This is a genomic window from Hymenobacter seoulensis (genome assembly GCF_054780535.1).
Genome location: NZ_BAAGWD010000008.1, coordinates 85,401 through 101,468 on the forward strand (window position 1 = coordinate 85,401; position 16,068 = coordinate 101,468).

A 16,068-nucleotide genomic window follows, 5' to 3' on the forward strand; every position below is an offset into this window, starting at 1 on the left:
GCCTTATTTGCCCCCGCAGCTTTTGCGGATTTTCTCCAGGCGGCGTACCACATCTTTCACCGTGGCTTCGTTGGTGGTGTAAAGGGGCAGCTCGAAGTTGGAATGGTTGCCCTTCTTGTTGCGGTTAATGCTGATCTGGTAATGCTTCTGCTGCTGGTCGTCGGTGGTGGCCTGGTAGGTCAGCGGACTGACATCGGCCCACTCAAAGCCCATTTTCATTTCAAACACGCCATTATCCATCTTCATGGCCCAGCCGGAGTTGCCGCTGCCAAAGCTGACCGCCACCGGGTTGCTCATCTGCACGTCGGCGTCCCGGTCCCGGATCAGCTGCTCGGCGTGGCAGCCCTTTAGGGTCAGGTGCACGTCCTGCTTGGGCTTTTTGGGGTTGCGCATCAACTGGTCAAGCTGCTTGGTGAGAGCCTGCACTTCGGCAGTGGTGGCCTGGGCGTGGGCGCGGTGCCCGAGACCAGTGGCCGCCAGTAAAAGGGTGAGAAGGAAAATGGATTTCATGACAGGTTCAGGCTGAGTAGAGGGCTAGTGTTGGGCAGCGTTATTCCGACACAATCATGCCGTCGCGCACCCGAATCATGCGCTGGGTTTGGGCAGCAATGTCGTTTTCGTGGGTCACGATGACCACGGTCATGCCCTCGCGGTGCACCTGCTTAAAAATATCCATCACCTCCTGGGTGGTGTGGGTATCCAGGGCACCGGTGGGCTCATCGGCCAGAATAAGCTTGGGCTGGCTGATCAGGGCCCGGGCAATGGCCACCCGCTGTTTCTGCCCGCCCGAAAGCTCGCTGGGTAAGTGCTCGGCGCGGTCGGCCAGCCCTACCCTATCCAGGTACTCCAGGGCCAAACGGTTGCGCTCCCGCCGGCTTACTTTCTGGTAGTACAGGGGCAGGGCCACATTTTCCAGGGCGCTCTTGAAGCTCAGCAGGTTAAACGACTGGAATACAAACCCCAGAAACTGGTTGCGGTACTGCGCCGCTTTCGTCTGCGAAAGGTTCCGGTCGATGCGGGTGCCAGCCAGGGTGTAGTCGCCCTGGTCGTAGTCATCGAGAATGCCCAAGATGTTGAGCAGGGTACTTTTGCCGGAGCCCGAGGACCCCATAATGCTCACCAGCTCTCCTTCCCGAATGTGCAAGTCGATGCCCTTGAGCACCTCCAGCCGGTTGTGTCCTACCGCGTAGCTTTTCCGAACGTTGTGCAGTTTAATCATGCGTGGCAACGAGGAGTTTAAGAGCCAGAAAAATAAGCAGCGCCAACAGCGGAAGCCCTGGGCAAACTACTAGGCCTAGGGAGCCGGCAAAGCCCCGTAGGCTCATCTTTCTCATAGATGCCGACCAGGGTAGGTCAGTTGCCTCGCTGCGCAGATAAAGCACTGTTTTATATTTAGATTACCCTTGGCACCGCAAGTACAGCGTTAGGCTCTGCTCCGGTTGCGGTAAGCAAGGCACCTAGCCAGGTGCAGGGTAGCAGGCCGTGCGTTGCCTAACCAGAATCTAGCTCCACGGTACTGCAGCAGTCAAATATATAGAAAAACATATGGTGACAAAGGTGGATGGGCGTGCAGCAAGGCCGGGCCGTTCGGGTGTCATTTCTTCTTTCCATATTTGAGCAGCTGTCCATGGAGTTATTAGGCCAGCTCCTGCCCGCAACCGATTCCTTCCCCTCCCATGCTATTTCTGCTCACGTTGTGGAGCCACCTTGCTTTCCGGATGCGCCTGGCGGCCTTCCTGGGATTGGGCTGCCTGCTGGCGGGCGCGCTGGGGCTTACAAGCTGCACTTCCTCGGCGCCGGAGCCTACCTACACCATTGGCTTTTCGCAGTGCACCAACGGCGATGCCTGGCGCCAGGCCATGCTCACGGGTATGAAAAAGGAGCTAAGCTTCCACCCCGAAGTTAGCTTCCGCATGAAGGATGCCCGCTACAACAGCGCCCTGCAGGAGCAGCAGATCAAAGAGTTCTTGCGAGAGGGCATCGACTTGCTGATTGTATCCGCCAACGAAGCGGAGCCCATAACGCCGATTGTGGAAGAGGTGTACAACCGCGGTATTCCGGTCGTGATACTGGACCGGCGTACCACCTCCAAGCTGTACACGGCCTACGTGGGCGGCAACAACGTGGAAGTAGGCCAGACGGCGGCCAACTACGTGGCCAACCTGCTGGGGCGGCGGGGCAACGTGCTGGAAGTGCTGGGGGCGCCCGGCTCCTCCCCCGCCCGCGACCGGCACCAGGGGTTTGCCCAGGCCCTGGCCCAATACCCGGGGCTGCAGCTCGTGGCCCAGGTAAACAGCAACTGGGAGCGCCCCTCGGTACTGCAGAAGCTGCCGGCAGTTCTGCGGGCTCAGCCCGCTGTTGACCTGATTTTCGCCCACAACGACCGCCTGGCCCTGGGGGCGTATCAGGTGTGCAAGCAAGTGGGCCGGAAAATCAGGATTGTGGGCGTGGATGGGCTGCCGGGTGCCCACGGTGGCATTCAGCTGGTGCAGGATGGTATCATCGATGCCTCCCTGCTTTACTCGCCGGGCGGTGAGGAAGCCATCCGGACGGCCATGAAGATCCTGCGCAAAGAGCCCTTCGAGAAAGAAAACATCCTGTCCACGATGGTCATCGACTCGACCAACGTGCTGACTATGAAGCTGCAAACCGAAAAGCTGGCCAGCCAGCAGCAGGACATCCAGCGCCAGCAGCAGCTGCAGCGCCAACTGCTGGCCACCTATACCAGCCAGCAAACCGTGCTCTATACCCTGGCCGCGGCTTTGCTGGTGGCGGCCGTGCTGGGGTTGCTGGCCTGGCGCGCTTTTCAGGCCAACCGCCGTATCAACCGGCAGCTGGAAGAGCAGAACCAGGAAATCCTGTCGCAGCGCAACCAGATTCAGGAGTTTGCCGAGCGCGCCCGCGTTGAGACCGAGGCCAAGCTGCGCTTCTTCACCAACTTCTCGCATGAGTTGCGCACCCCGCTGACCCTCATTCTGGGGCCCGTGGAAGAAATGCTCACCAGCAACCCCGAGTTGCCCCCGGCCCAGCGCCACGACCTGGGGCTGATCCGGCGCAACGCCCAGCGCCTGCTCCAGCTCGTGAATCAGCTCATGGACTTCCGCAAGATTGATGTGGGCAAAATGCCGGTGCGCGCTACGGAGGGCAATTTGGTGGCGTTTGTGCGCGAAATCATGGATGTGTTTGAACGACCCGCCCGCCAGCGCGGCATCAGCCTACGGTTTCTGCCCGCCGAGCCCCTCATTCTGATTTGGTTTGATATAAACATCCTGGACAAGGTGTTTTTCAACCTGCTCAGCAACGCCCTTAAGTTCACCCCTGACCGTGGCCAGATTACCGTTTCTATTCAGCCTGTGCCCACCGAGGGCACGGTGCGGGTGAGCGTGGAAGACACGGGCCGCGGCATTTCTGACCAAGACAAAGCCCACATTTTTGAGTGGTTTTACCAGGGCAACCAAACGGTGGCCCGCGGCTCGGGCATGGGCCTAGCCCTTGCGCTGGGCTTAACCCGCCTGCACCAAGGGCAGCTGTCGTTTACCAGCCAGGCCGGGCAAGGCAGCACGTTTACCGTAACCCTACCCCTTGATCTGCCACAAACCCTGCGCTCAAGCGAGGCACCAGCACTGGCCTCGCCATCCTTTGCCCTGGAGGAAGGAATTACTGCCCCTACTCCGGCCGAAAACCCGGGGTTTGCCACCGGCGCGGGCAGTGAGGCGCTGGTGTTGGTGATTGAGGACAACCCCGAGGTGAATGCGTTTGTAGTGCAGAAGCTGCAGCCCCACTTCCAGGTTAGCGCCGCCACCGACGGGGCCACCGGCCTGCGGCTGGCCGCCGAAACCATTCCCGACCTGATTATCTGCGACGTGATGCTGCCCGAGCTGAGTGGCCTGGAGGTGGTAGCCCAGCTGAAAAGCGACTGGCGTACTTCCCATATACCGGTGGTGTTGCTCACGGCCCGCAATGCCCCGGAGCAGCAGGTGGAGGGCGTGCAGGCCGGCGCCGACCTGTACCTGACCAAGCCCTTCAACCCCACGTTTCTGCTCGAAAGCGTACGCACGCTGCTCGCCAACCGCGAAAAGCAGCGCGAGCATTTTCGCCGCGAGCTTTCGGTGGATACCGCTACCGTGGCGCCGCAGCGCGTAGACCAGAAGTTTCTGGCTGACCTTACGGCCATTGTAGAAGCCAACCTCTCCCGTTCCGATTTAAGCGTGGAGGATGTGGCCCGCAGCCTGGGCATTTCGCGGGTGCAGCTGTACCGCAAAGTGAAAGCGGTGCTCGGCACCGGCGTCACCGATTTCATCCAGGGTATCCGGCTAACCAAGGCCCGCCAGCTCCTGCTCGACGACGAGCTCAGCATTGCCGAAGTAGCCTACCAGCTGGGCTTCTCTTCGCCCTCCTATTTCTCCACCAGCTTCAAAGGCCGCTACCAGGTCTCGCCCTCCGAGTTCCGGGCCATGCACACCACTGCTGGCTAACGCTTCCTTCCCAACCCGTTCCTGACGGTCCCGTTCCTTGCTTCCCCTGAAGCCGGAGCGGGACCGTTCACTTTTGTGTCTATCCGGGGCTAGTCTCGTGTATCAAATTCGAAAATCAGGTATCAAAAATTAAGATTAAAGACTGTGAAATATATATAAATGCAAGATAAGGATCTTATTATCAATAAGTTATAAGTAAAGTGAGGAATGAGCTAATTGTGAAAGTCTTTGAGTGAATACAGCAAGCCCCTGGGATGGGTAAGGTGGATATTTGGAACAGTTAGCCGGCACCAAAGGGCTAGTACATCTGGCCATCCGGTGCGGCCGCAACTTTCCAGCCTGGGCTTCCCTAGCCCTCCTTGTTGCTGAAACCTCCCACCATTCTTTTCAATTCCCTCATGAAAAACGCTGTACCCACGCTGCGCCAAGCCGTCGGGCTGACGCTGCTCTCTACCTTGCCTCTGGCGGCTGCGGTGCCCGCGCAAGCAGCTTCTTCCGAGCCCGTACGTACCTCACCGGCGGCTTCCGTCGACAAGACCATTTCGGGCCGGGTAGTAGATGAAAAAGGTGCCGGCATGCCCGGCGTGACGGTGGTGGTAAAAGGTACGGCGCTGGGCACCAGCACGGGCCCCGATGGGGAGTTTTCCATTGCCGTGCCCGACAATGCCACCTCCCTGCTGTTCTCCTTCATTGGCTACAAGTCGCAGGAGGTGAGTATAGGCGCTACTACTACCTTCAACATCACGCTGGCCCCCGATGCGGCCGCCCTGGATGAAGTAGTGGTAACGGGCTACCAGACCCAGCGTAAAGCCGACCTGACCGGAGCCGTAGCCGTCGTGAAAACCGACGAAATCAAGGACATGGCTTCTAACGATGTCACGCGCAACCTGCAGGGCCGGGTAGCAGGCGTGAACATCACTACCGACGGGGCCCCCGGCAGCTCGGCCACCGTGCGTATCCGGGGCTTTGGTACCCTCGGCAACAACGACCCGCTCTACGTTATCGATGGTATCCCGACCAAGGAAGGCATCAACCAAATCAACCAGAACGATATCGAGTCGATTCAGGTCCTGAAGGATGCCTCGGCCGCCAGCATCTATGGCTCCCGGGCCGGCAATGGCGTCATCATCATCACCACCAAAAAAGCCAAGAAGGGCGACACCCGGGTTGACTTCTCCACCTTTTTCAGCTTACAGGAGCCCGGCCCGCACCTGAAAATGCTCAACACCCAGGACTACGGCCGGGTCTATTGGCGCGCCGCTACCAACGACGGCTCCACGCCCAATCTGCCGTACTACAGCTTCCAGTCGACAACCGGCCCGGATGGCCGCCCGGTGCTCAGCCAGGTAATTGTGCCGGAGTTTATTGATGCTGAGAAAACCCAGCGCTCGGCCGACACCGACTGGTTTAAGGAAACCCAGCAAAATGCCCTGATTCAGAGCTATAACCTGAACGTGAGCAGCGGCAGCGAGCGGGGCGGTGCCCTGTTTTCGCTGAACTACTACGACAACAGCGGCACGCTCAAACACACCAGCTTCGACCGCATCACGGCCCGCCTGAACTCCGACTACAACTTCCTGGGGGGCAAGCTGAAAATTGGGGAAAACCTGACCATTGTGAAGTCGCAGCGGGCCGAGTTTGACCTGGGCCTGGTGCGCGACCGCACCACCCAGCTGCCTTCCATTGTGCCCGTACGAACTGTAGATGGCATAGGCTGGGGCGGCCCCGTGGCCGGCATGAGCGACCGGGATAATCCCCTGCGCCTGCTCACCGATAACAAGCAGAACCGCTCGAACACCGGCCGCGCCTTCGGCAACCTGTTTGCCGATGCCGAGGTGCTGCCCGGCCTGCACCTGCGCACCAGCTTCGGTATCGACTACAGCCTCTACAAGTTTCGCCAGATTTATAAAACCTATAAGGCCGGATTCTTGTCGGAGGCCAATAACCGGGTTACCGACAACCAGCGGTTTTGGGGCAACTGGGTGTGGCAGAACACACTCAACTACGACATGACCCTGGCCGACAAGCACCAACTGGGCTTTGTAGTGGGCACGGAGCGCATCAGCTACTATGATGAGGGCTCTTATGCCTCGCGCACCAATTTTGCCAGCGAGGACCCCAACTACACCTTCCTCGATGCAGGTGCCGCCAACAAAGACAACGGCGGCTCAGGCACGGCTTACCGTTTGGCGTCTTACTTCGGCAAATTCAACTACTCCTTCGCCGACCGCTACCTGGCCTCGGTCACCCTGCGTCGCGACGGTTCCTCGCGCTTTGGCGAAGACAACCGCTTTGGGGTGTTCCCCGCCCTTTCCGTGGGCTGGCGCCTGAGCGAGGAAACGTTCCTGAAGAACACAGTACCGTTTATTTCTGACCTGAAGCTGCGCGCCGGCTGGGGACAGACCGGCAACCAGGACATTGCCAACTTCGCTTCCCGGGGCCTCTACCAGTCGCTCTTGGGTGTCATCGACCCCAACTTTGAGTACGACCGCGGCACGGCCTACGACATCTACGGCAACGATACCAACCTGCCCTCGGGTTACCGCCGGGTGCAGCGCGCCAACCCTAACCTGAAGTGGGAAACCACCACCCAAACCAACGTCGGGGTTGACTTCGGCTTCCTGGATAACCGTCTCTCGGGCTCCGTTGATTACTTCGTCAAGAAAAGCGAGGACATCTTGGTGAACCTGCCTTATTTGGCCGTGGTGGGCGAAGGCGGCGACCAGTTTGTAAACGGTGCTTCCATTGAGAATACCGGTTGGGAGTTTCTGCTCGGCTACCAAAACAAGCTAGATAACGGCCTGACCTACAACATCTCCGGCAACCTCTCCTCCTACCGCAACAAGCTTACCTACCTGCCCGATGAGGTAATCAACGCCTACGGCGGCAACGGCCAGGACGTGACGCGCCTGGGCCACTCCATCAATGCCGTGTACGGCTACGTGGCCGACGGGCTGTTTCAGAACGAAGGCGAGGTGGCCGGCCACGCCACGCAGGTGGGCGCTGCCCCGGGCCGCATTCGGTACCGCGACCTGAACGATGACGGCAAAGTCGACAACTTCGACCAGACCTGGATTACGGAAGGCGTGCCGGACTTCAGCTACGGCCTGAACCTAGGCACGGGCTACAAGGGCTTTGATGTGCAGGTGTTCTTCCAGGGCGTGCAAGGCCTGGATGCCTACAACAACGCCAAATTCCGCACCGACTTCTCCTCTCTGGCTTCCGGCGAAAACTGGGGCCAGCGCCTGCTCGACGCCTGGACGCCGACCAACTCGGGCTCCACTATTCCGGCCGCGACCCTCATCAACACCAACAACGAAGGCCGCGCCTCTACCTACTTCATCGAGAATGCCTCCTACCTGAAGCTGCGCAATCTGCAGGTAGGGTATTCGCTGCCCGAGGGGCTAGTAAGCAAGCTGCGTCTGCAGGGCGTGCGGGTGTATGTGCAGGGCCAGAACCTGTTCACCGTCAAGAGCAAGGAGTACACCGGGCCCGACCCCGAGGTAACCAACTACCAGTATCCGGTGCCCCGCATTTTCTCCACCGGCCTCAACGTTTCCTTCTAACCTCTCGCCCACGCAATTCCCATGAAACTAGTTAAAACCAGCGTGTTGGCCCTATCGCTACTCGCCTTTGCTTCCGGCTGCAACGACAACAAATTCCTCGATGTACAGCCCACCGGTGCCCTCTCCGACGACCAGCTGAACACGCCTGCCAACATCGAAAAGCAGGTAATTGCGGCCTACTCCCAGCTCGGCAACGACGTGTACCGTGCCCCCTATACCTCCATGTGGCCCTACGGCAACGTGCGCAGCGGCGACGCCTACAAGGGCGGCAACGGTACGGCCGACGTGGATGCTTTCCACTTCTACGAAACCTTCACCTTTAACCGGGTGGATGTGGGCAACACCGATGAGCTGTGGTTCCTGATTTACATCGGGATTTCCCGCACCAACGATGCCCTGCGCCGCCTCCAAACGGTTGACGCGGCCGCCATGCCTAGTAAAGCAGTGCGCCAGGGCGAGATGCGCTTTTTGCGCGGGCACTTCTACTTTCTGCTGAAAGAGCTATTCAAGCAGGTGCCCTACATTGATGAAACGGTGCCCACCGACAAGTACGCCGAGGTATCGAACGTGGCCCTGACCAGTGACGCGCTATGGAGCAAGATTGCCGACGACTTCCGGTTTGCCGCCGCCAACCTGCCTGATACGCAACCCGAGATTGGGCGCGCTACCAAGTCGGCCGCCCAGGCCTACCTGGCCAAAACCCTGCTTTTTCAGGCCTATGGGCAGAACGAAAACCACGCCGTGACCTCCATCGACCAGGCCAAGCTGCAGGAAGTGGTCACGCTCACGGACCAGGTCATCAGCTCCGGCAAGTACGCCCTGCACCCCGACTACGCTACTAATTTCCTGACCGCCGGCGACAACGGCGTTGAATCGGTGTTTGCCATTCAGTTCTCCCGCAACGATGGTACCCCCAAGGGCCGCACCGACCGGGGCAACCAGCTGAACTACCCCATGAACCCCGACTACGGCTGCTGCGGCTTCCACCAGCCCAGCCAGAACCTGGTGAACGCCTACAAAACCGACGCCCAGGGCCTCCCCTTGTTCACTACCTTCAATAACTCGGACCTGAGCACGCCGGCCGATTTCCAGACGAACACCGTGGATCCACGCCTCGACCACACCGTGGGCATCCCGTCGCACCCCTACAAGTACGCGCCCACCTTCGTGTTCGAAACCTCCTGGCTGCGCGACCAGAACACGTACGGGGTGTTTATGTCGATGAAGGAAAACGTGTTGCCTTCCGACCCCAGCTTCCAGAAGACGCCGCCTTTCATGAGCTCCTCGAAAAACTGGGCCATCATCCGCTATGCTGATGTGCTGCTATGGAAGGCTGAGGCGCTGATTGAGCTGAACCGCGCTTCCGAAGCCTTGCCTCTGATCAACCAGGTTCGCGAGCGGGCCCAGAACAGCACGGCCAAGCTGAAAAATGCCAGTGGCGGCAACATCTCGAACTACAAGATTGGCTTGTACAGCCCCGGGCAGTGGAGCCAGCAGTACGCCCGCGAAGCCCTGCGCTTCGAGCGCCGCCTGGAGTTTGCCCTGGAGGGCTACCGCTTCTTTGACCTGGTGCGCTGGGGCATTGCTGCCCCCTACCTGAACACCTACTTCGACAAGGAAAAAACCAAGCGCCAGTACCTGCAAACGGCCCGCTTCACGGCTGGCCGCGATGAGTACCTGCCCATTCCGCTCAACCAGATCAACTTCAGCAAGGGCTTGTACAAGCAAAACCCTGGCTGGTAAGGCCCGCTCTGAAAGGGAGAGGTTTGTGGTTGGGGTAGGATTAGTACTGCCCGCCAGCAAACTTCTTTCATTGACACCCGGTGCTCCGAGCGCCGCCAAAACCATCATGCTGGGTTAGGTTGGGTTGTGGGAATGGCGTGAGCTAGCACTGTGCCTGCCGGTTGTGCTGCCTGGTGAGTACCACGGCAGACCCTGCGGCGCGCGGTGCCCTAACCAGCTCAGTATGATGCGTTTTTTGCGTATCATTTGTAGTTAAAGTTTACCCTCTTCCAGAGGTCGTTCTCCCCCGCGGAGGCGCGCTCTACATTCTTCTCCGCCGTGAAAAACAGCAACGTCTTTTTCTGGTCCCTCGTCGTGGCGTTGGGGGGCTTTTTGTTCGGCTTTGATACCGCCGTGATATCCGGGGCCGAGAAGGCCATTCAGCAGCTTTGGGGGCTTAGCTCCGTGGAGCACGGCTTCACCATTGCGGTGGCCTTGATTGGCACCGTGTTCGGGGCCATTTTCGGCGGCATTCCGTCGGATAAGCTGGGGCGGCGGCAAACCCTGATTGGCATTGCGGTGCTCTACCTGGTTTCGGCGCTGGGCGCGGCCCTGACCAACAGCTGGGTGGCGTTTATGGTGTTCCGGTTTCTGGGCGGACTGGGGGTAGGCGCGTCTTCGGTAACGGCTCCGCTCTACATATCAGAGGTGGCGCCCGCCGCCAAGCGCGGCCAGATGGTGGCCATGTTTCAGTTCAACATCGTGTTCGGGATTCTGGCCGCCTACCTCTCCAACTACCTGCTAACCGGCAGCGGCGAGCAGGACTGGCGCTGGATGCTGGGCGTGCAGGCCGTGCCCGCCCTGGCGTTTTTCCTGCTCTTGTTCCGGGTGCCCGAAAGCCCGCGCTGGCTGCTGGGCAAAGGCCGCGTAGAGGAGGGCCGCGCCATCATGCACCGCATTGACCCCGCCGTGGCCGACCAGGAAGTAGCCAACATCCTGACGGCTAATGCGGCCGACGAAGCCGGCGGCGGCGAATCATTGTTTGCGCGTCAGTACCGCGGGCCGGTGATGCTGGCCATTCTGTTTGCCGTGTTCAACCAAGTGTCAGGCATTAACGCCATTATTTACTACGCCCCGCGCATTTTCGAAATGACGGGTTTAGGCAAGGGCTCGGCGCTGCTGTCCTCGGCGGGCATCGGGCTGGTAAACTTCCTGTTCACGCTGCTGGCCATGAACTTTATCGACCGCTTTGGCCGGCGCAAGCTCATGCTGATCGGCTCGTTTGGGTTGATTGCAACCCTAGGGCTGGTGGCGCGCGCCTTCTACACCCAGCAGTTTGGGGGTATGATGGTACCCGTGCTGCTGTTCGTATACATTGCCTTTTTTGCCTTCTCGCAGGGCGCCGTTATCTGGGTGTTTATTTCGGAAATCTTCCCCAACACGGTGCGGGCCAAAGGGCAGGCCCTCGGCTCCTCCACGCACTGGATTATGGCAGCCATCATTGCCTTCACCTTCCCGTATTTCGCTGAGAAGCTGGGCGGTGGCCACACCTTTCTGTTTTTCTCCGTCATGATGGTGCTCCAGCTACTATTTGTGTGGCGCATGATGCCCGAAACCAAAGGCACTTCCCTGGAGCAGCTGGAAAAAACGCTCGTCATCCACTAACCACGAGCCGGCTTTGAAAATCACTAGGGGTCCGGGGTGCGGTCAACCCTCCCCTACTCTACCACTTGCTTAGCGTATTATCACGATGACTCAGAATCGTAAAGACCCTAGTACCCCCGCCATTGTCTGCTTCGGAGAAGTGCTCTGGGATGTGCTGCCTACGGGCAAGCAGCCCGGGGGGGCGCCCTTTAACGTAGCGGTGCACCTGCACCAGCTGGGCCTTACGGCCGACCTGATCAGCCGCGTGGGCGATGACGACCTGGGCACCGAGCTGCTGGACTTTATTGAATCGAAGGGCTTACGCACCGACTTTGTGCAGCGCGGCAAAACCCACCTTACCGGCGTAGTAAAAGCCAACGTGGATGATGCCAATGAGGTAGTCTACAAGATTGTGCAGCCCGTGGCCTGGGACTATGTGCAGTACGACGCGGCGCTGGAAACGCTGGTGGAGCAGGCCGATATGTTTGTGTTTGGCAGCCTCTCGGCCCGGCAAGCGGCCACCCGCGAAACCCTATACCGCCTGCTGGCCCATGCCCGCTTCAAGGTGTTCGATGTGAACATGCGCCCGCCCCACTACACCAAAGAGGTAGTTAAATACCTGCTCGAAAAAGCCAACCTGGTGAAAATGAACCACCACGAGCTGGCCGAAATCATGGCGTGGTTTAGTGAGGAAACCGACGAGGCAACTGCCGTGCAGTGGCTGGCCAACCGGTTTGATCTGGAGGCCGTGTGCGTTACCAAAGGTGCCGAGGGCGCTATCCTGTGGGCCAACGGGCAGCTGTATCGGGCCGCGGGCGTGCCGGTGGCGGTGAAGGATACCATTGGCAGCGGCGACGCTTTTCTGGCCGCGCTGCTCAAAGGCTGGCTTCAAGGCCAGGAACCCAGTGAGGCCTTGCGCTTTGCTTGCGCTACCGGCGCGCTGGTAGCCACGCATTTGGGCGCTACCCCTACCATTTCAGAAACCGATGTGGCAGAGCTGCTGGAAGCCCGGACGGTGTAGCGCTACCCCTTCGCCTCTTCTAAACCGTGCTAAGCAGCAGGTTTTTATGTAGTGCTAACCCTCTCTCCTCTCCCACCTCCCACTTTCCATTTCTATGAAAAAAGCATTTGTATTGGCCGTGTCCCTGCTGGCGCTATCGGGCGTAAGTCAGGCCCAGACCCAACCGGCGGCGGTTATTCCGCCCGCTACCCCTCAATACCGTCCGGCTTACCATTTCAGCCCCGCCCGGATGTGGATGAACGACCCCAACGGCATGGTGTACTACAAGGGTACCTACCACCTGTTTTTCCAGCACTATCCCGAGGGCATGCAGTGGGGCCCCATGCACTGGGGTCACGCTACCAGCCCGGACATGGTAACCTGGAAGGAGGAGCCCATTGCCCTGTTTCCTGATAAGCTGGGCATGATTTTCTCGGGCAGCGCCGTAGTGGATGAAAACAATACCACGGGCTTCGGCAAAAACGGGAAGGTACCGCTGGTGGCCATCTTCACCCACCACAACCCCGAGGAAGAAAAGAAAGGCACCAACAAACACCAATACCAAAGCCTGGCCTACAGCCTCGACGAAGGTAAAACTTGGACGAAGTACGAAGGCAACCCCGTGCTCAGTAATCCCGGCATTCCGGACTTCCGCGACCCCAAGGTGAGCTGGCACGCCCCCAGCAAAAAGTGGGTGATGACTTTGGCGACCAAAGACCGCATCACGTTTTTTTCCTCGCCCAACCTCAAGGAGTGGACCAAGCTGAGCGAGTTTGGCGAGAAGCTAGGCGCCCACGGCGGCGTGTGGGAGTGCCCCGATCTGTTTCCGCTGACGCTGAACGGCAAAACCCACTGGGTGCTACTGGTCAGCATCAACCCGGGCGGGCCTAACAAGGGCTCGGCCACCCAGTACTTTGTGGGGCAGTTTGACGGCAAAACCTTCACGCCGAGCAGCACCCAGACCAAATGGATTGACTACGGCCCCGATAACTACGCCGGCGTAACCTGGGGTAACACGGGGGCCCGCAAGCTGTTTCTGGGCTGGATGAGCAACTGGGAGTACGCCAACCAAGTGCCAACCTCGCCCTGGCGCAACGCCATGACGGTGCCCCGGGAGCTCAGCTTAAAGCAGGTGGGTACCAACGTGTACCTGGCCTCAGAACCGGTAAAGGAGGTTAGCAAGCTGTTGCAGCCTAGTGGCGTAACGCTCCAGAAGCTGTCGGTGAAAAAGGAGCTGGACCTCACCAGCCGCCTGACAAATTTCGGAGACAAGTTTCAGCTCAAGCTCAGCACGGCCCAGCTGCAGGATTTTGCCTTAGTGCTGTCCAACAGCCGCGGCGAGGAGCTGCAGATCGGGTACGATAAGAAGGCCAATGAGTACTTCGTGAACCGCAGCAAATCGGGCAACATGAGCTTCAGCGACAAATTCGCGGGCAGGCATACCGCGCCGCGCCTGGCTACCTCCCCCGCCGCCAACCTGACCCTGCTTTTTGATGCCACTTCCGTGGAGCTGTTTGCTGATAACGGCCTCACTACGATGACAGAGCTGTTTTTCCCTTCAGAGCCTTTCACGAAAGTGAGGTTTACCTCCGAGCCAGGGCTAGTAATCAGCGAACTGCGCTACTCCGCACTTGCCGTCAAAATGTAGCACAGCTCCCGCCTTGCTTAAAGCTGGGACTAGATTCTAAAAGGCCACCCTGCATGCAGGGTGGCCTTTTTTGCGTGCTACCTACCTGGCATCTTACTAGCCCTTCTGTGAGAGTAAACTGGTAACAAGCAGGGCGTTGCTTGGCCCGATGCCCATAGGTTTAGGAGTGATTTAGGAACAGTCGAGAATGAGCGTTGAAAAAAATAAATGAAGTATGACGTAAACTTACGTCATATAATGTCGTATATTTGCGTCATACAATAGTACTAGTTATGACTTACGCTAAAACCGCTGCGTTCACCCCAGAGCAACAGCAGCTGGCCCGCGTGGCCAAAGCCCTGGCCCACCCGGCCCGGGTGGCCATTATCCAGTTCCTGGCCTCCAAGCAAACCTGCATTAGCGGTGACATTGCGGCCGAGCTACCGCTTTCCCGCACCACCGTTTCCCAGCACCTGCAGGAGCTCAAGGCCCTCGACCTGATTCGGGGCGAGATTGACGGGCTCACCGTCTGCTACTGCCTGAATACGGAGCTGCTGCAGCAAGTACACCAGCAGTTTACCGCCTTTTTCTTGGAGGCCACCACCAGCCCGGCCTGCGGACCCACTGATGCCTGCGCCTGCTAATTCCTTCACGTTCACTTTACCCTTTCCTGCTATGAAAATCTCTGAAATGAAGCAGTCCCTGTTGGGGCTCGACGCCGTTAGCTTCCGCTTGCCTTCCGGCGAGTACCTGCCCGCGCACTTCCACGTGACGGAAGTGGGTTTGGTAAGCAAGCATTTTATTGACTGCGGGGGCGTGGAGCGCCGCGAAACCGTAGCCAACTTCCAGCTGTGGGAAGCCGGCGACTACGACCACCGCCTGGCGCCCCAGAAGTTTCTGCACATCCTCAATCTGTCGGAAAAGATTCTGGGTTCCGAAGAACTGGACATTGAGGTAGAGTACCAGCAGACTACCATTGGCAAGTTTGGTCTCGCCTTCGATGGCAAAGATTTCATGCTGACTCTAAAGCAGACGGCTTGCCTGGCCCAGGATGCCTGCGGCATTCCGGCGGCCCAGCAGATTGCCTTGCCCCAGTTGCAAGTAGCTGGTTCCTGCTGCACCCCCGGCGGTGGCTGCTGCTAAGCTTTTTCTGCGGCGCTGCCTTTTTAGAGCAGTGCCGTTGGGCTTGTCTTAGCTTTCCCTTACCCAGGCTGACATCTGCTTTCTGATGACCATTGCTTTTTTCTCCGACGTGCACGGCAACCTGCCGGCCCTGGAAGCCGTGCTGGCCGATATAGAACAGCGCCGGCCCGACATGATTTTCTGCCTCGGCGACCTGGTAGGCTACGCCCCCTGGCCCAATGAAGTGGTGAACGAGGTGCGCCGCCGCGGCATTCCTACCCTGGCCGGCAACTACGACCAGGGCATTGGCCTGGCCAGCAACAACTGCGGCTGTGCCTACAAAACCGATTCAGACAAAGACCTGGGCGCCCAAAGCATTGCGTACACCAACCACGTTATTGGTTTGGAAGAGCGCCGCTACCTACGCTACCTGCCCAAACAGATACGTCTCGATTTTCAGGAGGAGCCCTGCACACTGAGCTTGCTGATGGTGCATGGCTCCCCCCGAAAAATCAACGAGTACCTGTTTGAGGATCGGCCGGAGGAAAGCTTTCTGCGGGTACTCTCCGATGCCCACGCCGATATCCTGCTGTTTGGGCACACGCATAAGCCCTATCATCGCACGTTTGCTTACGAGCACGAGGGCCAGACGCGCTACCGGCATGCCCTTAACATTGGCTCGGTGGGCAAGCCCAAGGACGGCGACCCGCGACCCGCGTACCAACTGCTGCACCTGAACGAGAACACCACGCTTAGTGACCCCAAGGGCGTGCATTCCGAGTTAATTCGGGTGGCCTATGACGTAGAAAAAGCGGCCCAAGCCGTGGAAGCGTCGCCGTTGCCCAATGAATTTGCCGCTATGCTGCGGGGGGCTTACTAGTCCTGCCTTTCTTTTCTCTTTATTTCAGCACG

At 59.0% G+C, this 16,068-nt stretch carries 11 protein-coding genes; 9 read left to right on the forward strand and 2 right to left on the reverse strand.

Annotated features, from left to right (window positions below; all coding sequences use genetic code 11):
* Positions 1 to 3 precede the first annotated feature (3 nt).
* Positions 4 to 510: a hypothetical protein gene (locus tag ACYVHC_RS20495; protein ID WP_460615599.1), complete on the reverse strand. Its 507-nt coding sequence runs from the start codon at positions 508 to 510 to the stop codon at positions 4 to 6.
* A 40-nt stretch (positions 511 to 550) separates the two neighbouring features.
* The gene (locus ACYVHC_RS20500; RefSeq protein ID WP_460615600.1) at positions 551 to 1,219 is read right to left on the reverse strand and encodes an ABC transporter ATP-binding protein; all 669 of its coding nucleotides are present in this window, start codon (positions 1,217 to 1,219) and stop codon (positions 551 to 553) included.
* Positions 1,220 to 1,676: 457 nt separating this feature from the next.
* Between ACYVHC_RS20500 and ACYVHC_RS20505 the strand changes: the two genes are divergently transcribed.
* The 9 genes from ACYVHC_RS20505 to ACYVHC_RS20545 all read left to right on the forward strand — a co-directional run bounded on the left by ACYVHC_RS20505 (position 1,677) and on the right by ACYVHC_RS20545 (position 16,036).
* Positions 1,677 to 4,475, forward strand: a complete 2,799-nt coding sequence (locus ACYVHC_RS20505; protein WP_460615601.1) for a substrate-binding domain-containing protein — start codon at positions 1,677 to 1,679, stop codon at positions 4,473 to 4,475.
* 398 nt (positions 4,476 to 4,873) lie between these two features.
* Entirely contained in the window at positions 4,874 to 8,041 is a 3,168-nt protein-coding gene (locus ACYVHC_RS20510; protein ID WP_460615602.1) for a SusC/RagA family TonB-linked outer membrane protein, read from the forward strand.
* 21 nt (positions 8,042 to 8,062) lie between these two features.
* Entirely contained in the window at positions 8,063 to 9,784 is a 1,722-nt protein-coding gene (locus tag ACYVHC_RS20515) for a RagB/SusD family nutrient uptake outer membrane protein (RefSeq protein WP_460615603.1), read from the forward strand.
* Positions 9,785 to 10,102: 318 nt separating this feature from the next.
* Entirely contained in the window at positions 10,103 to 11,428 is a 1,326-nt protein-coding gene (locus ACYVHC_RS20520) for a sugar porter family MFS transporter (protein ID WP_460615605.1), read from the forward strand.
* 85 nt (positions 11,429 to 11,513) lie between these two features.
* Complete coding sequence (locus tag ACYVHC_RS20525; RefSeq protein WP_460615607.1) at positions 11,514 to 12,428, forward strand: carbohydrate kinase family protein; 915 nt, start codon at positions 11,514 to 11,516, stop codon at positions 12,426 to 12,428.
* 94 nt (positions 12,429 to 12,522) lie between these two features.
* Entirely contained in the window at positions 12,523 to 14,055 is a 1,533-nt protein-coding gene (locus ACYVHC_RS20530; protein ID WP_460615608.1) for a glycoside hydrolase family 32 protein, read from the forward strand.
* A gap of 272 nt (positions 14,056 to 14,327) precedes the next feature.
* On the forward strand, positions 14,328 to 14,678 hold the full coding sequence (locus ACYVHC_RS20535; RefSeq protein ID WP_460615609.1) for an ArsR/SmtB family transcription factor: 351 nt from the start codon (positions 14,328 to 14,330) through the stop codon (positions 14,676 to 14,678).
* A gap of 31 nt (positions 14,679 to 14,709) precedes the next feature.
* On the forward strand, positions 14,710 to 15,177 hold the full coding sequence (locus ACYVHC_RS20540; protein WP_460615610.1) for a DUF6428 family protein: 468 nt from the start codon (positions 14,710 to 14,712) through the stop codon (positions 15,175 to 15,177).
* An 85-nt stretch (positions 15,178 to 15,262) separates the two neighbouring features.
* Entirely contained in the window at positions 15,263 to 16,036 is a 774-nt protein-coding gene (locus ACYVHC_RS20545; protein ID WP_460615611.1) for a metallophosphoesterase family protein, read from the forward strand.
* The last annotated feature ends 32 nt before the right edge of the window (positions 16,037 to 16,068 follow it).